The organism is Arthrobacter sp. alpha11c, assembly GCF_054149985.1.
Genome location: NZ_CP196747.1, coordinates 3,460,865 through 3,482,887 on the forward strand (window position 1 = coordinate 3,460,865; position 22,023 = coordinate 3,482,887).

The 22,023-nt window shown below is 62.2% G+C and carries 22 protein-coding genes and 1 tRNA gene; 15 read left to right on the plus strand and 8 right to left on the minus strand.

The window, feature by feature from the left end; all coding sequences use genetic code 11:
- Window positions 1–227 precede the first annotated feature (227 nt).
- The 5 genes from ACTAQJ_RS15905 to ACTAQJ_RS15925 all read left to right on the plus strand — a co-directional run bounded on the left by ACTAQJ_RS15905 (window position 228) and on the right by ACTAQJ_RS15925 (window position 2,616).
- Window positions 228–470, plus strand: coding sequence for an ANTAR domain-containing protein (locus ACTAQJ_RS15905; protein ID WP_477516572.1), 243 nt, complete (start codon window positions 228–230; stop codon window positions 468–470).
- Window positions 467–727, plus strand: a complete 261-nt coding sequence (locus ACTAQJ_RS15910) for a hypothetical protein (RefSeq protein ID WP_498697538.1) — start codon at window positions 467–469, stop codon at window positions 725–727. Before ACTAQJ_RS15905 ends, ACTAQJ_RS15910 begins: the two co-directional genes overlap by 4 nt.
- 14 nt (window positions 728–741) lie before the next feature.
- Window positions 742–1,542, plus strand: a complete 801-nt coding sequence (locus tag ACTAQJ_RS15915; protein ID WP_498697540.1) for an ANTAR domain-containing protein — start codon at window positions 742–744, stop codon at window positions 1,540–1,542.
- A gap of 237 nt (window positions 1,543–1,779) precedes the next feature.
- The gene (locus tag ACTAQJ_RS15920) at window positions 1,780–2,115 is read left to right on the plus strand and encodes a hypothetical protein (protein ID WP_498697542.1); all 336 of its coding nucleotides are present in this window, start codon (window positions 1,780–1,782) and stop codon (window positions 2,113–2,115) included.
- Between the two features lie 111 nt (window positions 2,116–2,226).
- Complete coding sequence (locus tag ACTAQJ_RS15925) at window positions 2,227–2,616, plus strand: hypothetical protein (protein WP_431117488.1); 390 nt, start codon at window positions 2,227–2,229, stop codon at window positions 2,614–2,616.
- Here ACTAQJ_RS15925 and arfA read toward each other — a convergent pair.
- Window positions 2,613–4,145: an arabinosylfuranosidase ArfA gene (gene arfA / locus ACTAQJ_RS15930; protein ID WP_498697544.1), complete on the minus strand. Its 1,533-nt coding sequence runs from the start codon at window positions 4,143–4,145 to the stop codon at window positions 2,613–2,615. The two genes, ACTAQJ_RS15925 and arfA, sit on opposite strands and share 4 nt — an antisense overlap.
- A gap of 230 nt (window positions 4,146–4,375) precedes the next feature.
- Window positions 4,376–4,448 (minus strand) — tRNA-Lys (locus ACTAQJ_RS15935).
- Window positions 4,449–4,687: 239 nt separating this feature from the next.
- Here ACTAQJ_RS15935 and ACTAQJ_RS15940 point away from each other — a divergent pair.
- The 3 genes from ACTAQJ_RS15940 (at window position 4,688) to ACTAQJ_RS15950 (ending at window position 7,316) form a co-directional block, all read left to right on the plus strand.
- A complete protein-coding gene (locus ACTAQJ_RS15940) occupies window positions 4,688–5,347 on the plus strand; it encodes a hypothetical protein (RefSeq protein ID WP_431117486.1) in 660 nt (219 codons plus the stop codon).
- A gap of 333 nt (window positions 5,348–5,680) precedes the next feature.
- Complete coding sequence (locus tag ACTAQJ_RS15945; protein ID WP_431117485.1) at window positions 5,681–6,298, plus strand: DUF47 domain-containing protein; 618 nt, start codon at window positions 5,681–5,683, stop codon at window positions 6,296–6,298.
- A 1-nt stretch (window position 6,299) separates the two neighbouring features.
- The gene (locus ACTAQJ_RS15950) at window positions 6,300–7,316 is read left to right on the plus strand and encodes an inorganic phosphate transporter (RefSeq protein WP_498697549.1); all 1,017 of its coding nucleotides are present in this window, start codon (window positions 6,300–6,302) and stop codon (window positions 7,314–7,316) included.
- Between the two features lie 209 nt (window positions 7,317–7,525).
- Here ACTAQJ_RS15950 and pstB read toward each other — a convergent pair whose 3' ends face one another.
- The 4 genes from pstB to pstS all read right to left on the minus strand — a co-directional run bounded on the left by pstB (window position 7,526) and on the right by pstS (window position 11,671).
- Window positions 7,526–8,305 (minus strand): phosphate ABC transporter ATP-binding protein PstB, encoded by a 780-nt coding sequence (gene pstB / locus ACTAQJ_RS15955; protein WP_431117483.1) that lies wholly within the window; start codon window positions 8,303–8,305, stop codon window positions 7,526–7,528.
- Window positions 8,306–8,375: 70 nt separating this feature from the next.
- Window positions 8,376–9,479 carry a phosphate ABC transporter permease PstA gene (gene pstA, locus ACTAQJ_RS15960; protein ID WP_498697551.1) on the minus strand — a complete coding sequence of 368 codons (1,104 nt, stop codon included), beginning with the start codon at window positions 9,477–9,479 and terminating at the stop codon, window positions 8,376–8,378.
- Window positions 9,480–10,412 carry a phosphate ABC transporter permease subunit PstC gene (gene pstC, locus ACTAQJ_RS15965; RefSeq protein WP_498697552.1) on the minus strand — a complete coding sequence of 311 codons (933 nt, stop codon included), beginning with the start codon at window positions 10,410–10,412 and terminating at the stop codon, window positions 9,480–9,482.
- 137 nt (window positions 10,413–10,549) lie between these two features.
- The gene (gene pstS / locus ACTAQJ_RS15970) at window positions 10,550–11,671 is read right to left on the minus strand and encodes a phosphate ABC transporter substrate-binding protein PstS (RefSeq protein ID WP_498697554.1); all 1,122 of its coding nucleotides are present in this window, start codon (window positions 11,669–11,671) and stop codon (window positions 10,550–10,552) included.
- A 247-nt stretch (window positions 11,672–11,918) separates the two neighbouring features.
- Here pstS and ACTAQJ_RS15975 point away from each other — a divergent pair, with 247 nt between their 5' ends.
- From ACTAQJ_RS15975 to disA, 4 genes are all read left to right on the plus strand, one after another.
- A complete protein-coding gene (locus ACTAQJ_RS15975) occupies window positions 11,919–13,046 on the plus strand; it encodes an FUSC family protein (RefSeq protein WP_442006606.1) in 1,128 nt (375 codons plus the stop codon).
- 56 nt (window positions 13,047–13,102) lie between these two features.
- Window positions 13,103–14,476, plus strand: coding sequence for a DNA repair protein RadA (gene radA, locus ACTAQJ_RS15980; protein ID WP_354231738.1), 1,374 nt, complete (start codon window positions 13,103–13,105; stop codon window positions 14,474–14,476).
- A 64-nt stretch (window positions 14,477–14,540) separates the two neighbouring features.
- Window positions 14,541–15,164 carry a Pr6Pr family membrane protein gene (locus tag ACTAQJ_RS15985; protein ID WP_498697557.1) on the plus strand — a complete coding sequence of 208 codons (624 nt, stop codon included), beginning with the start codon at window positions 14,541–14,543 and terminating at the stop codon, window positions 15,162–15,164.
- 264 nt (window positions 15,165–15,428) lie between these two features.
- A complete protein-coding gene (gene disA, locus ACTAQJ_RS15990) occupies window positions 15,429–16,505 on the plus strand; it encodes a DNA integrity scanning diadenylate cyclase DisA (protein ID WP_431117477.1) in 1,077 nt (358 codons plus the stop codon).
- Between the two features lie 37 nt (window positions 16,506–16,542).
- On the opposite strand, the gene ACTAQJ_RS15995 is transcribed toward disA, so the two are convergent.
- Window positions 16,543–17,262, minus strand: coding sequence for a hypothetical protein (locus ACTAQJ_RS15995; protein ID WP_498697558.1), 720 nt, complete (start codon window positions 17,260–17,262; stop codon window positions 16,543–16,545).
- A gap of 179 nt (window positions 17,263–17,441) precedes the next feature.
- Between ACTAQJ_RS15995 and ACTAQJ_RS16000 the strand changes: the two genes are divergently transcribed.
- The 3 genes from ACTAQJ_RS16000 (at window position 17,442) to ACTAQJ_RS16010 (ending at window position 21,163) form a co-directional block, all read left to right on the plus strand.
- Window positions 17,442–18,392, plus strand: a complete 951-nt coding sequence (locus tag ACTAQJ_RS16000) for an HhH-GPD family protein (protein ID WP_498697561.1) — start codon at window positions 17,442–17,444, stop codon at window positions 18,390–18,392.
- A gap of 113 nt (window positions 18,393–18,505) precedes the next feature.
- A complete protein-coding gene (locus ACTAQJ_RS16005; RefSeq protein ID WP_498697563.1) occupies window positions 18,506–18,988 on the plus strand; it encodes a hypothetical protein in 483 nt (160 codons plus the stop codon).
- An 822-nt stretch (window positions 18,989–19,810) separates the two neighbouring features.
- Window positions 19,811–21,163 (plus strand): cation:dicarboxylate symporter family transporter, encoded by a 1,353-nt coding sequence (locus ACTAQJ_RS16010; RefSeq protein ID WP_498697565.1) that lies wholly within the window; start codon window positions 19,811–19,813, stop codon window positions 21,161–21,163.
- Window positions 21,164–21,199: 36 nt separating this feature from the next.
- Here ACTAQJ_RS16010 and ACTAQJ_RS16015 read toward each other — a convergent pair whose 3' ends face one another.
- Window positions 21,200–22,006 (minus strand): AraC family transcriptional regulator, encoded by an 807-nt coding sequence (locus ACTAQJ_RS16015; RefSeq protein ID WP_498697567.1) that lies wholly within the window; start codon window positions 22,004–22,006, stop codon window positions 21,200–21,202.
- Between the last annotated feature and the right edge of the window lie 17 nt (window positions 22,007–22,023).

Sequence of the window (22,023 nt, forward strand, 5' to 3'; positions counted from 1 at the left end):
GAACGGTCGCGCCCGGATCACCTTCATTCTGGTGATGTTTTGCGAGCCCATTCCACCATGCGTAGGCGTCCGCTATATCTTCTGGTGGGGCGCGCGCGTAGTGTCACCAGTAGGAGATTTCGGGTGGTGTAGGTCCGGGGTTGAATAACCGGGCTTTGCGCGGACACGAGCGCAGTGCCACCCAGCCGGAGAAGTGTGGACTCTGGCGTTGCAGAATTGAGGCCGTCATGGCCCAGAACAACGCAGTGCCAGTCCCATCAGCCGAACAGTTGCAGACCGCACTTGAATCCCGGGCCGTTGTGAACGCGGCCGTCTCCGTCATCATGATGCATGACCGTTCCAGCCGGGAATCAGCAATTCGGCTCCTGCAACTTGCCTCCCGGAACAGCGACAAGTGCTTTCACGAGGTCGCCAGAGACATCCTGGAACACGCCAGGGGCGGGAACAACCTGGGCGGCAGATTGCCATGAACGATAGGCCCAAGTGGGCAGAGCCCAGCTGGAATAGCGAACAGCGCAAGCATGCCGGAGAACGCTACCGGGGCAGGAACCTCAACCTGAGCCGCTTGTGGACCTACTATCTCGGCATCGGCGGTGACACCGACGAATTTGCGTTGGACGGGTACCTCAACGGACTTTTGGGGCTTGCCCCAGGGCAAATGCGGCTTGTGGACACAGCAATAGACGAACTAAGCGCCGACGGCCAGCCTGGCCCTGTGGGACAGTAGCAAGGAACAAGACAATGACAGAAACCCAGCCGTCTCCAACCCACTATTTGGGTAGCCCGTCCACGTTTCGTGTTCCGGATGAGACCCACGTTGATCTGACCGAATTCCTGACCCGTCTGCAGGATCTACTCGTCGAAAACGCCGACATCCGGGATTTCCTCGAAGACCTCGCCACCATGACGGCCACAAAACTGACCACGGCTGGCAATACCATAGCTTGCGGTGTGACCGTTATTCGACAGAAAAAGCCGATTGCAATCGCGGACAGCGACGCCCTTGCACGGAACTTGGATGAGATCCAGAACAGCTTTGATGATGGCCCCTGCCTTACGGCCCTTAGAACGCGCACAATTACGCACGTCCCCGACGTTCACACCGAGCAACGCTGGCCCGAATACATGCGTGTTGCCGCCGCAACCAATGTGGGTTCCATACTGGCCCTGCCTATGGAACTGAACAGCACTGCAGAGGCAGTAGTGAACCTTTACTCCACGCGCACTCATGGCTTTTCCCATGACGACCTGCTGGCAGCGGAGCGTGTTACGGCAACCGGGGCAAAGGCGCTGCACTTGGCCCTGAAGATCTCGCAGTTGCGGGACGCGAGGGACAATCTCACCGCAGCTTTGCAATCCCGCACCACCATTGATACCGCCGTCGGAATCATCATGGCGCAGAACCGCTGCAGCCGTGACGCGGCGTTCCAGATCCTCGCCAGCGCATCCAGCCACCGCAACATCAAGCTCAGGGAAGTGGCCGTGCGAATCATCGCCCGCATTTCCGGTGAGCACGAGATCTCAGCAGCCTTTGAGGAATAACAACGCACTTTGCTGAACACGGGCATCGGGCCGCGAAAACCATTAAACTGGTGCCCTGACACAGGAGTCCAGCGATTACAGCATCTTGGTCGGCCCGCCGACCTGATGGCCGGAGAGAGCATGACGAAGACGCAAATTCCCCTGGAACAGCTTCCCCTCGCAGGGCTGGGTCGCCCGATCGTTTCGGCAAAGAGCCCATGGCCTGAACACGGGCAGTCCTGATCCAGGCCGGTGGACATGGGCTTTGACAGCAAAGAACCCGAACAACGCCGCAGGCTTTTGGCGGCGCTTACCGTCGCGCGGATCAGCACCAGCACCTTGTGGCTCCGTTACTTCAGCATCGGCGGGTCCGTGGGCGAATACGAGGTGGAGGCTTACCTGCAAGGCATGGTCTCTATCCCAGAGTTGGAGCGTGACCTTTTGGCCATGGCCGCGAACGAACTCCTGAATAGCCAAGCTGGTCCCCGTGCGCCATATGCTGATGAGCTTCCCCGCTCGGATTCGGCTGGTTCCGAGGCTGGTTCTGCAGGTTCCGGGCCTGATCTTCCAGGCGAGGAAGCCGATCCCTCCTAGCTGTCACACAGCGCTCATCCGCCTGCAACGCCCCTGCAACATGAATGCGGAAGGCTGGAGCCACAAGGCCAATCGGCCAAAGATGGCAGCAGCCGGCTGAGGGGAGCAAACATGAGCACTGCAAACAGGGATCTTTTTCAGGCGCTGAAGACGCAGGCCAGCTTGGCGCAGGCCTTTGGCACCTTGCCGGGCAGTAAGGAGGAGCCACACGCTCTCAGCGCCGGCGAATACATAGAGGCGTGGCACAACGGCCGCCTTTACCACCGGGGAACGGTACTCAAGACAGTCGCAGGTACCGATCTGTTCTGGCTTCAGGATGCAGAAACCGGGAGCCGAAGACTGCTGGATATGGAATCACTGGAAATCGTCGCGGCCGGGCAACCGGCTCCGACGCCCGCAACACAGGCGCCGGAGCCTTTCCAAGATGCTCCGTCAGAAGCGACCGTCACACCGATTTCGCTGTATCCGATCTTCCAGGACGGGTCGCAGGCGATCGCCTAGGAATCCAGCGACAACCGGATCATGCTCCAGCTCACGGCCGGAAGCCCGGCGGTGAGCCGGCCGCCGTCGAGCGTTACACTGACGTTTTCGGACGGCAGGACGGACGTCGAATCATCCGCGGTCGCCTGCCAGTACGGGTCCTTGTTCGTATAGGTGACGGCCTCGATGACGCTGGCGGTCCCCAAACCCCCGACGGCGGCGTCGAGCGTAAGTGCGTCCGTGGCCGAACGGTTCACAGCGAAAACCACAACCTCCTTGGCTTCGGCGTCGTACGTTGCCACAGCTGACAACGAGTTGAAGCCGGCCGTCTTTTCGCTGTCCAGCGTGGGCGACTCGACAGCAAGGTTCAGCACCGTACCCGAGGCATGCTGGGAGGTCAGCGCGAACGGGTGGAACGTGGTCTGCTTCCAGGAGCGCCCGCCCGGCTCAGTCATGATCGGTGCAATGACGTTGACCAGCTGCGCGAGGCTGGCGGAGTGGACGCGATCCGTGTTGCGAAGCAGCGAGATGAGCAGGTCGCCCACCACCACGGCGTCCGCCACCGTGTAGCGATCCTCGAGCAGAACTGGCGCAACAGGCCAATCGTCGCCTGTGGGAGCCTTGGACTCATCTCGGGAGCCGTGCCACACATTCCATTCATCGAAGGAAATGTTGACCTGCTTTTCCGATTTGCTTGCAGACTTCACGTGATCGATGTGCGAGACGAGGTCCCTGATGAATGCCTCCATGCGGTGCCCGGCAGACAGGTGCTCCTGCAGGTCCCCGAAGTCCTCGAAGTACTGGTGCGCGGAAATCAGGTCTACAAGCTCGTATGTCTCGGTGAGGACAACGCGCTCCCATTCCCCGAAAGTGGGCATAGTGGGACTCGAACTTCCACAGGCCACCAGCTCCAGGTCCGGGTTGATCATGCGCATGGCCCGGGCGGTTTCGGCGGCGAGGCGAGCATACTCACCGGCCTTCTTGTGGCCGATCTGCCAGAAGCCATCCATCTCGTTCCCGAGGCACCACATCGTGATGTTGTGGGGCTCGACGGCGCCATTCGCCTTGCGCTTTTCTGACAGGGCCGTGCCGCCTTTGATGTTGCAGTATTCCAGGATGTCCAGCGCTTCCTGCGTCCCGCGGGTGCCCAGATTGACCGCCATCATCGGCTCAACACCGGCTTTCTCGGACCACTTGGCAAACTCGTCCACACCCACCAGGTTGGGGTCGCTCGAGTGCCAGGCAAGGTCAAGTCTCGTTGGGCGCTGATCCACTGGGCCAACTCCGTCCTCCCAGCGGTAGCCGGAGACGAAGTTGCCGCCGGGATAGCGGACTGTGGAGACACCCAGCTCCTTCGTGAGTTCCAGGACATCGGTACGGAAACCGTCCTCGTCCGCCTTCGGGTGTTCGGGTTCGAAGATGCCCGTGTAGACGCATCGGCCTAGGTGTTCGACGAAGGCACCGAAGGTCTTCCGCCTGACGGGACCCACGATGAATGCGGGATCGATGGTGATTTTGGCGGTGGGGGTTTCCGGGTTCTGAGTTCCCAAGGGGCGTCCTTGTCTGCTTGCTGTGGATTGAGTCAATTTACAACGTTATAGAAACTATGTTGCTGGGGGCGGGGTGTGGGAGTCAAGAAGTTTTTTCCGGGGAGCCCCGCGCAACGGACAATTCACCCCTGCGCGCGGCGGTGATTTGTCCGTTGACTGGGGTCCGGGCGCCTGGGAGTCCGGGAACAAAAACAGGCCGGAGACTCAACGTCTCCGGCCTGCAGAAAGGGTGGGCCCTGTGGGGATCGAACCCACGACCCACGGATTAAAAGTCCGATGCTCTACCAACTGAGCTAAAGGCCCCTCCAGCTGTTCAAACAGCCATGAATACTGTACCTCAACGTCAAGCCAGTCGAGGAACGCACTCGGCCACGCGGCGTCGTGACCTCTTTTGAGCAAACAGCCGACGACGGCGCGCGGCGGCAGCGGCGTGTCGGCCAAGCCCGGGCGGCAAAGTAGGTCGGGAAGGCACCCGGGCAGCAAGGAAGCAGCCCAAGAAACCGTTACTCGACCCCATCAGAGCACAGGAGTACGGTGAACTCATGAGCGAACAGCCAGGACCACGTGCGTACGGCGGAGCGAACAGGCACCACAAGCCCAAGCCCTTCGCGCCCATCGATTTCGAACCGTTCGCCGGTGGAGCAGACCCCGCCCGCGTCTCCGAGGCTGCCCACCTGGCGGCGCAGGCGCTCGTAAAACGTGGCCGCGACAGCGACGACCCCAAGGTCACCCGTCGCTTGGTGAAGCTGGCCGACGAGCAGGGTCTCGAAGCCATCGCTGAGATGTGGGCCGAAAGCCCCGCCCGTTCCCTGCCCGGCGCGTTGTGGAGGCTGTACGCCCTCCGCGCCGCAACTATCCAGAACCCCGAGCGCATCTCGGTGTACTTCAGGGCAGGCCGCGACACTGCGCAGGTATCCAACGTGGTTGCTGGAGCTGCAGAGCCGCCCGGAGCAGATGAAATGAAGACCATGGCGGACGCTATTTTGTCCGGCGCGTTCGACGGCGATTTCGACGTCGCACTGGAACGTTCTGCTGCATTCTGCCGCGTTGTGGCGCTCGGCCAGGCGACCCTGGCGGACGGGGCGGAGCACAGCAATGAAAGCCATGCAAGCAAGCTCACACGCAACTCACACCAGCTGGTAAAGACTGCCGAGGACCTCGAACATGCCGCCAATGCATGGAGGTTGGGAGAGCTGGATTAAGGTCCAAAAATCCCCGAATTTACCCACGTCAGACCCAACCTGTCAATGTTGACTTAGCCCCACCGACGTAGAACACTGAAACTGGTGCCGAACCGCGAAACCCCCGGGCTTCAACTTATAGCCGCTTCGAGCGGCCTACCGCCGAGAGGCGTATCCGGTTCGGCACCATTTTTATGCCCAGGCACAGATCCGGGCTAGCCACGCCTGAATGTGAGCCGTGGCCATACGCGCAGACTTAGCGGTGGCCGTCGTCGTACCGGTAAAGTTGGGGCCGAAGCGGGAAGCGTCAAGTCAAGCAGCCCGCAGCCCATCCGTCCCCGGCCCGGAAGCGATATGAAGCTGCGCCTTTTCCCCCAGGAACCTGCCGGGCTCGTACTGCTCGCGCAGATGGCCGGCGTCATTGTGGCCGCCACCGGAACGCTCTCAGAGATCCTCGGCGCCCAGGCCAGTGAGCACGAACGCCTGACCGAGGAACTTCACGAGCACGAGTCCAAGTCCCTGGACCTGCACTTTGCGCTCCTGACGCATATGCGCACCAGCTTCGTGAACCCGCTCCCCCGTGAGGACATGTACGCCCTGTCCCGCCACCTCAACGAGGCCATGGAGAAGCTCGACGCCGCGGGCGAGTTGGTTGCCCTTTACAAACTGGAGCGGCTGCCCAAGCGCGCGGCCGACCAACTGGAGATCATCAGCCGCCAAGCCGAGCTGACGGTGGATGCCATGCGAAAGCTCGAAGACCTCGACGAACTTGAGGACTACTGGATCGAGATCCTCAGGCTGGCGAAACGTGCCGAGCGAACCCACCGCACGTGGGTGGCCGAGATGCTGAAGGATATGAAGTCCACGCAGTATGCGCGGCACCGGGACATCGCCAACCAGTTGGTGGAAGTGACCAAGGATATGCGGAAGATCGCCACGCAGGTAGGCAGCATTATCGTCAAGGAATCATGACGTGATCGTTGCATTCCTGGTCCTCGTGGTGGGTTTGGCTTCAGGGTTCGCGTTTCTCAACGGCTTCCGTGACGTCTCCAATGCCGTAGCACTATCTACGAGGACACGAGCCCTCACGCCATCGGTGGCGGTACTCCTGGCAGCTGTTTTCAACTTCATCGGCGCTATGCTCAGCGGCAGCTTCGTGCTCGCGTTTACGCAGTCGTGGATCAAACTCCCCAACGGCATTAGCGGGCTCACAATGCTGACATCTGCCCTCGCCGCCTCCATCATCTGGGGCGTGTACGCGTGGTGGCGGGGCATCCCTTTGTCTTCCACCAACTCACTTGTGGGCGGACTGATCGGCGCGGGCGCTGCGAGCGTGCTGGTGGGCGGGAACTCGATCAACGGCGTGGACAACGTCCTCCTGACCCAAGTCGCTTTGCCTTTGGTCCTGTCCCCTTTGATCGCTTTCGTGGCGGCGTACTTGCTCGTATGGCCGGTGACATGGGCGGCACGCTATACCCAGCCGAATGTCATCAACAGGCGTTTTCGCCGCGCGCAAGCTGTCTCTGCTGCGGCGGTGGCTTTCGGCCATGGACTCCAGGATGGGCAGCGCACTGCGGCCGTTCTCCTGCTGGCGCTGGTGGCGGCGGGATTGTCCAGTGGGAGCGAATTGCCCCTGTGGGTCCTCCTTCTGACCGCGATCATGCTGACAGCGGGCACCATGTTTGGTGGCTGGAGGATCTCGCACACCCTGGGTCACAAGTTGATCCGTGTGGACCCTCTTCGAGGATTTGTGGCGCAGACCCTGACGTCCGTGATGCTCTTCATCGGCGCCATCGGCCTGCAGCTACCGCTGTCCACAACCCACACGCTGACCGCGTCCGTGCTGGGTGCGGGCACCAACCAGCGCTTCGCTATCACCAACAGGCGTCTTGTGCGCAGGATTCTACTGTTCTGGGTGGCCACACCGCTCGTTACGGCCGCCATGGCATTCGTCCTTGAGTTGGCCTTCTCGCCCCTGGCCAAAACCTAACGCCCGACGGCGGGACTCACCTTCCCGGGGCGGGCTCGATCCCAGCGTCCTCCCCAACCAAGTCGCAGCAGAGCGCGTTATGAAGGCTCAAAACGCGCTCTGCTGCGACGTAGTTGGGTACAAAAAACTGACGGCGGCCGTACCCCCAAGGCGACGGCCGCCGTCGTTCATTGCCGGCTCCCCCAAATAAGCCGGAACCTGCAAACCCCTTATCCGAAGCGGCCGGAGACGTAGTCCTCCGTGGCCTTCTGGGCGGGGTTGTTGAAGATGCTGGTGGTGTCCGCGAACTCGATGAGCTTGCCGGGCTTGCCTGTGCCTGCAATGTTGAAGAACGCGGTCTTGTCCGACACACGGGCGGCCTGCTGCATGTTGTGGGTCACGATCACCACGGTGTACTGGTCCTTGAGCTCATTGATGAGGTCCTCGACGGCCAGCGTGGAGATGGGGTCCAGGGCTGAGCAGGGCTCGTCCATGAGGATCACCTGGGGCTCAACAGCAATTGCGCGTGCGATGCAGAGGCGCTGCTGCTGGCCGCCCGATAGGCCGGAACCTGGCTTGTCCAGGCGGTCCTTGACCTCGTTCCAGAGGTTGGCACCAACCAAGGACTTCTCCACCAGGGCATCGGCTTCACCCTTGGAGATCTTCTTGTTGTTCAGCTTCACACCGGCCAGAACATTGTCGCGGATGGACATGGTGGGGAACGGGTTGGGGCGCTGGAAGACCATGCCAACCTGGGTGCGAACGGTAACGGGGTCAACGCCGGGGTCGTAAAGGTTGTCGCCGTCCAGCAGGACCTCGCCCTCGACGCGTGCACCGGGAAGGACCTCGTGCATGCGGTTCAAAGTGCGGAGGAAGGTGGACTTGCCACAGCCGGAGGGGCCGATGAAGGCCGTGACGGACTTGGCTTCAATGTTGATGTTGACGTCCTCAACAGCCAGGAAGCTGCCGTAGTAGACATTCAAGTCTTTGACGTCGATGCGCTTGGACATGGTGTTCCTTATTCCTTGGGGGTTTCTGGAAGTTTGATTGGCGAGCCCGGAAAACCGGCGACCGGCCCGGCTAGCGTCCCGTTTTGGGTGCGAACAGACGGGCAATGAGGCGGGCCCCGAGGTTCAGGAGCATCACCAGGATGATCAGCACCAAAGCGGCGCCCCATGCCCGCTGGTCCGAGGGGCCAGGGTTGGACGGCGACGTCGGGTTCAGGATCTGGGTGTAGATGAACGTGGGCAGCGAGGCCATCCAACCGCCGAATACGTTGTTGTTGATGGTGGTCGCGAAGCCTGCGGTGACTAGGATGGGGGCCGTCTCGCCAATAACCCGGGCGATCGCCAAAGTGACGCCGGACGCAATGCCGGAAATCGCCGTCGGGATGACCACTTTGGTGATGGTGCGCCATTTACGCACCCCGAGCGCGTAAGAGGCCTCGCGCAGCTCGTTCGGCACGATCTTGAGCATTTCCTCGCTGGAGCGGACCACTACGGGAATCATCAGGACGGAAAGCGCGACGGCGGCTACCGCACCGGTCTTGGTGCCGGGGCCAACAACCGCGAAGAAGAACGCTGCCGCGAAGAGGCCCGCCACGATGGAGGGAATGCCGGTCATGACGTCCACGAAGAACGTAATGGCGCGGGCCAGGGGACGGTCGTTGCCGTACTCCACCAGGTAGATCGCGGTGAGCAAACCCACCGGCACGGAGATGACCGTGGCCAGAAGCGTGATCTGGAGGGTGCCCAGCAGTGCATGATAAATGCCGCCGAGGACCTTGCCGCCTTCCTCCACTGCCTTGTTGTCGAAGGCACCGGTGACGCCATTCATGGACGTACCAAGGAATCCGGGGGTTACCAGGCCGGGAATGCCGTTGACCAGCACGGTCCAGATGACGGAGATCAACGGCAGGAGGGCAATCAGGAAGGACCCGACAATCAAGCACGTGGCGAGCTTGTCCTTGGCCTTGCGGGCACCCTCAACGGCGCCGCTCCATGAGACCAGGCCGATGGTGAACAGCGCCGCTGAGACAAGGCCCCAGCCGAAGGCGTTGAACCCGATAAGGGCCAGGATGGCTGCGCCCACGATCAGGGCGACGGCCAGGACGATGTAAGGAGCGAACTTGGGCAGTTGGCCCTTGGTGAGCGCCGAGCGCTTTCGGACTACGGTGGCGGTCATTTAGTTGGCTCCCGAGAATTCTTTGTGCTTGGTGATGATCCAGCGGGCAATCATGTTCACGCCAAGGGTGATAACGAACAGGACCAGGCCTGCGGCGATCAACGTATTGACCTTGAGCCCGCTGGCTTCCGGGAAGTTCAGGGCGATTTCGGCGGCGATGGTCTGGTTGCCGGACTGGATGAGGCTTGCAGTCAAGACCCCAGAGGACAGCACCAGCGCAACCGCCATTGTTTCGCCAAGGGCACGGCCCAGGCCCAGCATGACGGCGCTCACGATGCCCGGACGGCCAAACGGAAGTACGGCCATCCGGATCATTTCCCAGCGGGTGGCTCCCAATGCGAGCGCTGCTTCCTCGTGCAGCTTGGGGGTCTGCAGGAAGATTTCGCGGGACAGGGAGGTGATGATGGGCAGGACCATGACGGACAGGACGATGCCGGCGGTCAGGATGGTCTTGCCCGTGGCGGATGCCGGGCCCTGGAAGATCGGGATCCAGCCGAGGTTGTTGGCGAGCCAGTCGTAGGCCGGGGAGATTTCCTTGGCCAGGAACGCCGCACCCCAGGCACCGTAGACAACGGAGGGGATGGCGGCCAGCAGGTCCACAACGTAACCAAGCCCCGAAGCCAGTCGGCGCGGGGCGTAGTGCGAGATGAACAGGGCTACCCCGATTGCCACGGGGGTTGCGATGACGAGCGCGATCACGGCGGCGATGAGCGTGCCCACCACGATCGGACCGATGTAGGCGAAGAAGCCGTTGCCGCCCTGGATGTCCGTAGGCGGGGCGACGAGTGCAGGGATTGCCTGCACCACAAGGAACAGGGCGACTCCGAAGAGAACCGCGAGAATCAGGCACCCTGCGGCCATGGCGGCCCCGGAGAAAACCTTGTCCCCGGCGCGTCCTGCGCCTTGGGAGGTTGTCAGGGAGTTGGTGGTCACTTCACGATCCTTCAGTCTGGAGTGAACTGGTCTTACATGGCTAAGTTCCCTATCCCGCGCGAACGGCGTTTCAGCCACTCCGCGCGGGACAGGGAACTTCAGTGTTTAGCCGGGTTCAGGCAAACCCGCCGGAAACCTTAGGCCTTGGCCTTGATGGTTTCGATGGCGGCCTTGGCCTTGTCCTGCAGGGTCTTGGAGAGCGGCGCGGACTTGGCAGCGTCAGCAGCGGTCTTCTGACCTTCGTCGGAAACTACGTAGCTTTCGAAGGCTTTGACCAGGTCAGCAACTGCCTTGGTCTCGTACGTGGTGCATACGACGTGGTAGGAAACGAGCACTACCGGGTAGGCACCCGAGGCTGTGGTCTTGCGGTCCAGCTTGATGGCGACGTCGTTGGCAGCGCGACCGTCAACCGGCTTGCCGGCTTCTACGGCCTTGGAAGCAGCATCAGCGGAGATTTTGACGAATTCCTCGCCGACCTTGATTGAAGCGGTGCCCAGTTTGCCGGAGACGGCGGAGTCATCGGCGTAGGTCACGGCGCCCGGGGTGTCGGTGACGGTCTTGACGACGCCGGAGGTTCCCTTGGCGTTCTCGCCCTTCAGGGTTGCCGGCCAGATGCCTGCAGCTTTGTCGGTCCAGACCTCGGGAGCAGCAGCGGCGAGGTAGTCGGTGAAGTTGGTGGTGGTTCCGGAGTCGTCAGAGCGGTTCACGGGGGTGACCTTGAGGTCCGGCAGGGTAACGCCGGCGTTCAGGGCCGCGATTGCGGGGTCATTCCAGTTGGCGATATCGCCGCGGAAGATTTTGGCGACCGTAGCGGCGTCGAGCTTCAGGTCTGTGACACCGGGGACGTTGAAGGCGACGGCGATCGGGGAGATGTATACCGGGATGTTGATGGCACCTTCGGGGCCGCACTTGGCCTTGGAGCTCTCGAGCTCTTCGTCCTTCAGGTAGGCGTCCGAGCCGGCGAACTGTGCCGAGCCATCGATGATGGCCTTGCGGCCTGCGCCGGAACCGTCCGGGGAGTACTGTACGGTTGCGCCCTGGTTGGCAGTGGCGAAGCCGGCCTTCCAGGCGTCCATGGCTGCGCCGGTGGAGGATGCGCCAATGCCGGTGAGGGTGCCGGTAACCTTGGTGCCCGCTGCTGCGGACTGCGTGCCAGCGGTGGTGCCCGTTGCGTTGTCTGAACCGCAAGCGGTGAGCGCGAGAGCGCCAGCTGCGATGACCGCGATTGCCGCGTTGCGGCCGAAGCGAGTTGCCTTCACTTGGATGTACCCCTTCCAGGGATTCTCTGATGCGGGCCGAACGGAGATTTCGGCGTGCGTGAGCTATGGACCTTTTGTGCCTTTACTGAAGGTAAGCACTGCAGGTAACGGGACCTGACGTGGAAGGTGAACGCAAAGTGAACGACGGCGGACCATTGGGTTATGTGGCGCGTGCCACCTTGAGTGGGGCTCTCCTTGGCGTCCGGCGCGTCATCGTTGCCCGGGTTCGGCAAATAGACTGGAGGACATGGCTGCCGCGAAGGGATTTTCTGCAAGCAAGAGGTTCCTGCGTGCCAGAGTCCGGACGGGCTTGGTCCGTAGCCGGAACTCCCTGACGCCGGCCATTCAGATGACCGTGTGTGCCGTGGGCGCCTATGCTTTCGCGGAATACATCCTGGGCCACCAAGGGCCATTGTTCGCGGCCACTTCTTCGCTGATTGCGCTCGGCTTCTCCCGTGATCCGCGCCTGCGTCGCGTTATTGAGGTTGGACTGGGCTGCACGCTCGGCATCGTGGTGGGTGACCTCCTGCTCCACTGGCTGGGCGCTGGGATCCTGCAGGCCGCCGTCGTGCTTCTTTTCTCTATCCTGTTGGCCAGATTCCTGGACAGCGGGACGATTTTCACCACCCAATTGGGTCTCCAGTCGCTGCTGGTGGTGCTGCTGCCGGCGCCGGCCGGCGGGCCTTTCACGCGAAGCCTGGATGCCGTGGTGGGCGGCGTGTTCGCCCTGCTGGTGACTATTTTGGTGCCGAAGGATCCGCGCCGGGAGCCGCGCAAGGACGTCCAGAAGATCCTGCACGAACTCGCCGAAGTGCTGCGCGAGTGTGCCAAGGCCATGGTGGAAAGCGACTCCACCATCGCCTGGCACGCGCTGATCCGCGGCCGCAACTGCCAACCACTGGTGGACCGGATGCGGCAGACCCTCCGCGCCTCAGGCGAGGTAGCCACTCTGGCTCCGGCCCACCGCCGGCACCGCGACGAGCTAGCCAGCCTGGAGCATTCGTTGGAATACATCGATCTTGCACTCCGTAACAGCCGCGTTTTTGCCCGCAGGCTCACCAGCGCGATCAACCATGCTGCGCTGTCTGATGAAGCCATTGAAAGCATCTCCGAGGTACTGCAGGAAACTGCCGCCGCGATCGATGAACTGACCATTGGCCTGGCGGAGCAGAGCGAGGGAACCCGCCGCGTCCATATACGTCACGCCCGCAACGAGCTGACCGACATCGCCTCGCGCCTGCACCCCAAAATGCTCGACGTTCAGAAGCTTGAGGGCGAAACCGTGGTGATGCTGTTCCGGCCGCTCATGGTGGACCTGTTGGAGGCGAGCGGACTGGAATCCGACGAGGCACGGGACGTGCTGCCGGCTCTTTAGGCTCCTCGATTCGCTGGCGGCTAATACTGTCAGTCCCCACGGCTAACCTTGAACCCATGGCTTCCAAGACCTCCCGCGCATCCAAGACACCCGCTTACAAATGCGCCGAATGCGGCTGGACGGCCATCAAGTGGGTGGGCCGCTGCGGTGAGTGCCAGGCGTGGGGAACGGTTGAAGAGTACGGCGCCACCGTTGCGCGTACGACGGCGGCCGCTACCGTTTTGGAGCCCGCCCGCCGTATCGCTGAGGTGGATGGGACAACAGCGGCATTCCTGCCCACGGGTGTGGACGAGTTGGACCGCGTCCTCGGAGGAGGGCTCGTCCCCGGTGCCGTCATCCTGCTGGCTGGGGAACCCGGCGTCGGGAAATCCACGCTGCTGTTGGACGTCGCCGCGAAGTTTGCCCGCACCGGGCAGGACGTTCTGTACATCACGGGCGAGGAATCCGCAGCTCAGGTCAAGCTACGCGCGGAGCGGATTGACGCGGTCGCGCATACTTTGTATCTGTCCGCCGAGACCGATCTTGGACAGGCGCTGGGCCAAGTGGAGAAGCTTGAGCCAAAGTTGCTGATCGTGGACTCTGTGCAGACCCTTAGCAGTGCGGATGTCGAGGGTAGTGCCGGCGGCGTTTCCCAGGTACGGGAAGTTGCGGCGTCCATCATCTCCGCGGCTAAGCGACGCAACATGACAACGCTGCTGGTGGGTCACGTAACCAAGGAAGGTACCATCGCAGGGCCGCGCTTGCTGGAACACCTGGTGGACGTCGTATGCCAGTTCGAAGGCGAGCGCCACTCCCGTCTGCGGCTGCTCCGGGCTGTGAAAAACCGCTACGGGGCTACCGACGACGTCGGATGCTTTGATCTCAACGAGGCCGGCATCGAGGGGTTGGCCGATCCCAGCGGGCTGTTCGTTTCGCGGACCCGTGAGCCAGTCTCCGGAACCTGCATCACGGTGACCATGGAGGGTCGCAGGCCGCTGCTGGCAGAGGTTCAGTCCCTTCTCGCTGAGAGCGCCAATTCGCAGCCCCGCCGTGCCACCAGTGGGCTGGAGAGCTCCCGGGTGGCAATGTTGCTCGCAGTGCTTCAGCAGCGTGCTGGCTGCATGCTTCATAAGGACGATTCCTATGTGGCAACTGTCGGCGGCGTGAAGCTGACGGAACCGGCCACCGACCTCGCAGTGGCGTTGGCCGTTGCGTCAGCCAAATCCCGCAAAGCCCTCCCCCAACGGCTCATTGCGTTCGGCGAGGTGGGCTTGGCTGGCGAAGTACGTCCCGTTCCCGGAATCAACCAGCGCATCCAAGAGGCACACCGCCTGGGCTTCACGCACGCCATTGTCCCTGCCAGCCCTGCCGGTGCGGGCGTTATCCCGGAAGGTTTCTCCGTGCGCGAAGTGGGGCATCTGGCCGAGGCGTTGGAGCTGTTGATCACATAGGCCAAAGGCGATCCTCGCGGGGTGTCGGGCGGCTACTGGGATGCGGCTCGGCAAGGATTGGGCCATGACCAAAAGAACTGTGCTTATTGGGGGACGCTTTTTCTTCGGCCTTTTGACGTTGGTGGCGGTGGGAACACAGCTGACGGTTCATTTGGGCATGGGCTATGACGTCTGGAACTTCTTCAGCTACTTCACCAACCTCTCCAACATCTTCGCGGCCCTGGTGCTGCTCATCAGCGGCTACAGGGTCCTCATCCGCAAACGCCCCAGCGAGATCGATGACGCCACCCGCGGTACGGCGACCATCGCCATGGCCGTGGTTGGACTGGTCTTCGGAGCTTTGCTTGCCGGCGAGGACCTGGGCTCACTCCTTCCGTGGGTCAACTTCGTGGTCCATTACCTGATCCCTGTGGTCGTGGTGGTGGATTGGCTCTTCCAACCGCCGCGGGCAACCCTGACGACCCGCCACATCTGGTACTGGCTGCTTTATCCCATCGGTTACCTCGTCTACAGCCTGGTCCGGGGCGCTTTGGTGAACTGGTATCCCTACTGGTTCATCGACCCCACCCGGGCAGGCGGCTGGGGCGGCGTTGTTGTCTTTGCCCTTGCGATTTCCGTTGGCTTCCTCGTGGTAAGCCTGGCGATGCTGTGGCTCGGTAATAAGTTGAAGCGGCAGGTGGATTACTAGAATATCTACACCAATTTGTTATATCGGCCCATGTCAACCTCTCAATCGGCCCAAACAGCCCTTGCCAAGAACGCCGGAAAGGGCACCTTCCGGCCGTTCGCGTACATAACGAAATGACCCACTTTGGGGCTTGCTGGTGCGGTTAACGGTGCCCGGAAGCCATATCATGGTGCTAGTCGTCATCAGGGCATTTTTCGAAGCGCCCGCGGATGCCGGATTCAGCTTGTCTGTGAGCCATGGCTTGCACCTTCGAAGGGAAACCCTATGGCCCGGAGCCCGGAAGAGTCGCTCAAGGCGACTCTGGCCAGAGTCGCACCCGGAACTCCCTTACGGGACGGCTTGGAACGCATCCTCCGTGGACGCACCGGCGCCTTGATTGTGCTGGGCTATGACCGCACCATCGACTCCATCTGTTCGGGCGGATTCGATATCGGCATCGAGTTCTCGCCCACGCGCCTCCGTGAACTCGCCAAGATGGACGGCGCCATCATCTGCGACAAGGACGCCAGCAACATCGTTCGTGCCGCTGTGCAGCTCGTTCCGGACTCCAGCATCGAGACGCAGGAATCCGGAACCAGGCACCGAACAGCAGAGCGCGTCGCCATCCAGACTGGCGTTCCCGTTATCTCTGTCAGCCAGTCGATGCAGATCATCGCGCTATATGTGAATGGCTTACGCCACGTCTTGGAGGGCTCGGAGAAGGTCCTCGCCCGCGCCAACCAGGCCCTGGCAACGTTGGAGCGTTACAGCGCAAGGCTGGACCAAGTGACCAGTTCCCTTTCAGCCCTTGAGATCGAAGCGCTGGTCACCGTCAGGGACGTCGCCGTCACCCTGCAACGCCAGGAAATGGTCAGGCGGATTTCCGAGGAAATTGCCCAATACGTCCTGGAACTTGGCGAGGATGGCCGCCTGCTGTCGCTGCAGGTGGAGGAGCTCACCATGGGCCGCGGCCCCGGCAGCGATGTCATCATCCGCGACTACGCAGACCCCGATGCCACTCCCGAGGATATTGAAGAAGCAGTCCAGGCGCTCCTCAACCTGGGGCCCACTGAGCTGATCGATCTGAGCAGGATTGCCGGAATCATTGGCTTCGCCGGTGGCGTGGAGCAGTTGGACGCCGTGGTCCAGCCTCGCGGCTACCGCCTCCTGTCCGGCCTCAAGTCCGTGCCGAAGGCCGTCGCCGATCGCCTGGTGGACTACTTCGGCGGCTTGCAGAACCTCATGGCAGCCACCATCGATGACCTCATGACTGTTGACGGTATCGGCGACCAGCGCGCACGCACGGTCCGCGAGGGCTTGAGCCGCATGGCCGAGGCCAGTTTGCTGGACCGCTTCCTCTAAGCCGGCATTCGCCGTCGGACGCTTTCCGCTTCCACAACTAGTTCAACTGAAAGACGGCCTTGGTGCTGGACTTGTTCCCCAAGCGGGCCTCGAACGTGTAGTAGGCGCCGCCTGCGCCGGGCTTGGCCTCGATCGGGGCGCAGCCTTCAAGCGTCCGGTTGCGTTGCCAGGGGAAATTGGCGGTCTCGCTCTTGCCAGGCTGGATGGTCTTGACCAGGTCTTCACTGCCGGCCTGGCAATCCTTGGAGGAAAAGATCCGGTCCGAACCGCTCATCACCACGTACTCCATTTGGGACGTGCCAACGTTCACCTCACAGGGAGCCGTTCCGCCGTTGGTAATGGTCATGGTAAGCAGCGGCTTCTCCTCCGCCGCGTAGGCTGGCTTGTCCGTAGCTGCGGCCACGGTCACCAGGCTCAGGTCACACACAGGCGTCGGCTTTGCGGACGGGGAGGCAGTGCCTGCTGTGGGCGCATTCCCTTGCGTGGGCACTTGGGACGCTTCAGGTGTGCTGACCGCTTGGGGCTCGGACTTACTTGCAAGCGCACCACTAATTGCCATGATGCCAGCCACCACGAGGGCGATCACGAGCAGCAGCGCGCCGAAGACAAACTGCCGACGCCGGCGGTAAACGGCGGGGCTTGGACGTCGCCTGGGCTTTGGGGTGCCAGGGCGGCCTGCACCGCCTGAATTACGGGCAGACCCCTTCGCCGGCGCTGATGTGCGCGCGGACGACTGGTTCTTACCCTGATTGGCCATGTTTCTAGGCTAGGCGGGCCCACTCCGCAGCACGCCACCACCACGCCGCCGGACGCCAAACCCGCCGTGTGTGACGTGCACCGCAGGAGCGTCGCCGTCCTGGTTTCCACTACAGTAGAGGGCAGAATTCCGGCGCTCCGGCGCCAACCTAAACATCAACAGTCCGGGAGATCTGACGCATGGCACTTCCCGGTACCGACCAACTCGCCGGACTCCACCAGTCCCTGGACCAGTGGTTCGCCGAGACTGCCAGGGATCTTCCGTGGCGCGAGCCTGATTGCAGTCCTTGGGGCATTCTGGTCAGCGAAGTCATGCTCCAACAAACTCCTGTGGTCCGCGTCCTTCCGGTCTGGAGGGACTGGATGGAACGCTGGCCAACGCCCGCGCATCTGGCCGATGAGCCCTCCGGGGAGGCCGTTCGTCACTGGGGCCGCCTCGGCTATCCCCGCAGGGCACTGCGACTGCACGCCGCCGCCGTCGCTATCCGCGACGAGCACCATGGCGACGTCCCGGACAGTTATCCCGAGCTCCTGAACCTGCCGGGCGTCGGCAATTACACTGCTGCCGCCGTCGCCTCCTTTGCTTTTGGCCGCCGCGAAACAGTGGTGGACACCAACATCCGCCGCGTCCATGCGCGCCTCATCTCCGGGCACGCCCTGCCCGCTCCGGCGCTCACAGCGGCCGAGATGCGCCTCGCCGATGCCCTGCTGCCCGAAGACCGGCCGCTGTCCGTGCGCTGGAACGCCTCCGTCATGGAACTGGGTGCCGTGGTGTGCACGGCCCGGACCCCCAAGTGCGCCGACTGTCCCGTGCGCTCAAGCTGCGCCTGGCTCGCGGCCGGTGAGCCACCGCCGTCGTACACCCCCAAGGGCCAGTCCTGGCACGGCACGGACCGGCAAGTCCGCGGAGCCGTGATGGCCGTCCTCCGTGAAGCTGCCATCCCGGTTCCGCGCGAGATGTTCGAGCAGGCGCCGGCGGACCTCGGGTTCGCGCCGTCCGGCGTCGGGATTCCGCTCGCGGCACTGCACCGGCTCAACTCAGCGCCCGAGCAGCTGGAACGGGCACTCGACGGCCTGGTCAGTGACGGATTGGCGGAAATCCACGACGGCGGTTTGCGGCTTCCCGCCTAAGCGGCAATCACGCGCGGTGTCGGTTCGGCAACGGGCCGGTGTGAGCCGTAACGATGGGGTGCCGATTCCCTCCATTGGGGCGCCTCCTGCTGGTTCCAGTCCTACCCTGAAGCATGGGCAAGATTGGTTTGGCTTTCACCCTGATGGGTACCTCGGCACTTCTTCCCAGCTGCTTCGCTGAGCCGGTACCTTGCCCGGCGATCGCCCAGGCGTCTGGAGTCTCGATCACGATAGCTGCCGGCTACGTGGACACAGTTGCTGCATTGCGGATGAAAGCGTGCCAGGACGGGACCTGCACCGAAGCGGACGTGGCTTTGAACCCAGGCTCAATCTCCGTTGATCAGGGCTGCTCCCCTGAGGGCGTGTGCTCCGCAACGTCCTCGCCCGATGGCACGATGACCGGCTTCCTGGGACTGCCCGCGCTCTCAGAAAGTCCGCTTGAAGCCACCGTATCCGGCACGTCTCCATCCGGAACCGCACTGCCGGTCCGGACGCTGACGTTCACGCCCAAGGGCGACTACCCGTTTGGTGAGCAGTGCGGTCGGTTCATCACCGCCAATCTGGTGCTCGATGCGACGGGGCTGAGGCAGGGATAATCGAACGGTTCCTCTAGCGATTTGATTTTTCGACGGGTATTCTCATCTCACCTGCCTGATGGTCGAGTCCTGGGGGTGTTGTGCACCGGTCTGAGCAGCCTATCCGTGACACATTTTCTGTTACGGCACCCACGCCTGCCGCCGTTGACCCCCCGGCGCCCAGCGCAGCGCACGGGCCCAGCGCAGCCGAGGGAACCTTGGTCATGGATCTCAGCGCCAAGATCCGCAATAAACATGGCACCGAATTGAACGAACTTCGCGAGGCACTCAGCCAGTCTTCACAACGCGACTCATGCCACAGCGGCCGACGCCATTATCGAATGAGCCCCACCTCATCATTCGAGGACGAGAACATTAACGTGACGATCGTCGTCGAGACCGTGGAATGGGGATGGTTCGCTCCTGGGCCAGCTCCTGCGGGAACATGTGTCACCGTGTCCATTGCTGCCCATCGCAAGGACAGTGGAATCCAAGCTCCGCCCTCGTTGACCGAGTGCGACTCGTGGCTTCGAGCCCTCTTGCCCGGCCCTTGGATGACCCACGTTTACAGATGCTGCTGCTCCACCGGGTCCGCACGTGCGGGGGTGGTCTCCTACAGGTTGTTTCTCGATGCGCTCCATAAGCCGACTCCAAAGCCGGCGGAGGTACTCGCAGAAGGCTGCCAACCACTTCAACTGCAATAAAATTTCGTATCGTGAAAACTTGATTCCGGTATTAAACACAATGTGATGTTGGAATTAGCAATTCCGAAACACGCCCCCCATAGCGTCATGTGTGACCCCGGCCGTGAGCCTTCACGGCCTCGCACAGATAGGCGCCATCTTGAAGACTCCCGCACTTGCTGTTGCTGCGAGCCCAGCGGCAAAGAAGCCCCTCTATAAATCCCTGTTTTTCCAGATTCTCGTGGCCGTGGTGCTGGGGGTCGCCATTGGCTACTTCTGGCCGGGCATCGGGTCTGCGCTTCGCCCCCTTGGCGATGGCTTTATTCAACTCATCAAGATGATCATTGCGCCACTGATATTCCTGGTCATCGTTACTGGCATCTCCGCTGTGGGTGACGTGAAGTCCGTTGGCCGGGTAGGCGTAAAAGCCCTCATCTACTTCACCGCCGCCACACTTTTCGCGCTGGCGTTCGGGCTGCTCGTGGCCAACATCGTCCAGCCAGGAGCTGGGTTGAACATTGATCCGGCTTCCCTGTCAGCGGAAGCCGTCAATGCCAAGACCACCACGGCCCCGCCCAAGGACGCCGGACAGTTCCTGCTGGGCATCATTCCCACCAGCGTGGTTGGAGCATTCGCATCCAACACGCTGCTGCAAGTCCTCTGTTTCGCGGTCTTCTTCGGGGCGGCCATCGTGGTGGTGGGACGGGAGAAGTGCAAGCCCGTCATCGACCTCATGGAGACCACCCTTGAACTCTTCTTCAAAATCATGTCCTGGGTGATGCGGGTTGCCCCGGTAGGCGCCTTCGGCGCGATGGCATTCATCATCGGCCAGTACGGGTTGAGTTCTTTGAGTACCTACGCGCTGCTGGTGGCTGCATGCTACGGTTCGGCACTGGTCTTCATCGGATTGCTGTTCATCGTGGCCTGGGTTTATCCACGCGTTCCACTGTGGCAGTTCATCAAGTACTCCCGCGAAGAGTTCATGCTGGCGCTGGGCACAGCATCCACAGAATCAGTGCTGCCGCGAATCATGACCAAACTGACAAACGCAGGCTGTTCCCGCGCGACCACGGGGCTGGTGGTTCCCACGGGCTACTCTTTCAACCTCGACGGCGCCGCGCTCTACCTTTCGATCTCCTTGCTGTTCCTTGCCCAGGCATTCGGGCATAACCTCGATTTGGGCCAACAGCTGGCTGCCCTCGGAATCCTGATGTTGACCTCCAAAGGCATGGCAGGCGTTCCCGGCTCGGCCTTCCTGGCCCTTTCCGCTACTGCCGGGGCTTTGGGAATCTTCCCCGTTGCGGGCGTGGCATTGCTCCTCGGAGCCGACAGGCTGATGGATTCCATGCGCGTCGTGGTCAACCTGCTCGGCAACTGCGTTGCCACGTTTGTGGTGTCCAAGTGGGAGGGACAATTCGATCGCGAGGCGATGCTGGCCGCCTTCCGCGGGGAAACCACGACGCCGGAACCCAGCAAAGAGGCTACGGAACCACCGGTGCCCGTTTCTGTGTAGTCAGCAGCAACGTCATGGCGGATGCTGCGAGAACGCTTAACTGCCAACAGCACGCCGGTATGTGCTCGGCGTGAACCCCAGGTACTTCTGGAAGTCGTTCGTCAAATGTGCGTGATCTGTATAGCCAAGTTCGGCGGCGATGCCCGCAAGATCGGCGGAAGGGTCCAGACGTGCCCTCTCGGCAGCATCCTGCAGGCGACGTCGACGGATCAGCGCAGACGGGCTGAGCCCGATGTACTTCCTGGCAATTCGCTGGAGCGACCGGGCTGAAACCGCCAGCCGGGCCGCCACGTCATCAATCCGGGCAACGTCCGGGTCGGAGGCAATAATGGCCATCATCCGGTTGGCCAGTAAGGCTTCTTCGGAAGGAAAGTAGTCCAGGGAACCCAGCCACGACGCAAAGGCGTCCACTGCCTGCTCGCGCCGGGTGCCGCCGTCGGGGGCGTTCATGGCCCGTGCAACAGGGTTCATAGACCGTGCAACAGAACGGTGGAGGTCCTCCAACGGCAACACCACCTCGGCATCGCGCAAGCTGCCGGGATCGTCGGTGAACACCGGGAGAGCGGCCGGGCGCAACAGCGCTCCCACTGCCCAGCCGCGGCCATTCAAGTCACGATAGGCGGCCCGGGTTGTGGGACCCGAGAAGACCACGTCATCCAACTGCACAACGAGATTGGATGCGGGATAGGCGATCAGATGCTGACGGGAGGCGCGGCCTGGCTCAACGTCCCATTCGGGAATCCAGAACCACTGGACCAGCTCCGCAACAGGCTCCGGCGCCGCTAAACGATTGAAAGTGGGAAGCCGGGCCGGGTACAGAATGCCCTTGAACGAACCATCCATAAGATCCTCCCCAACAA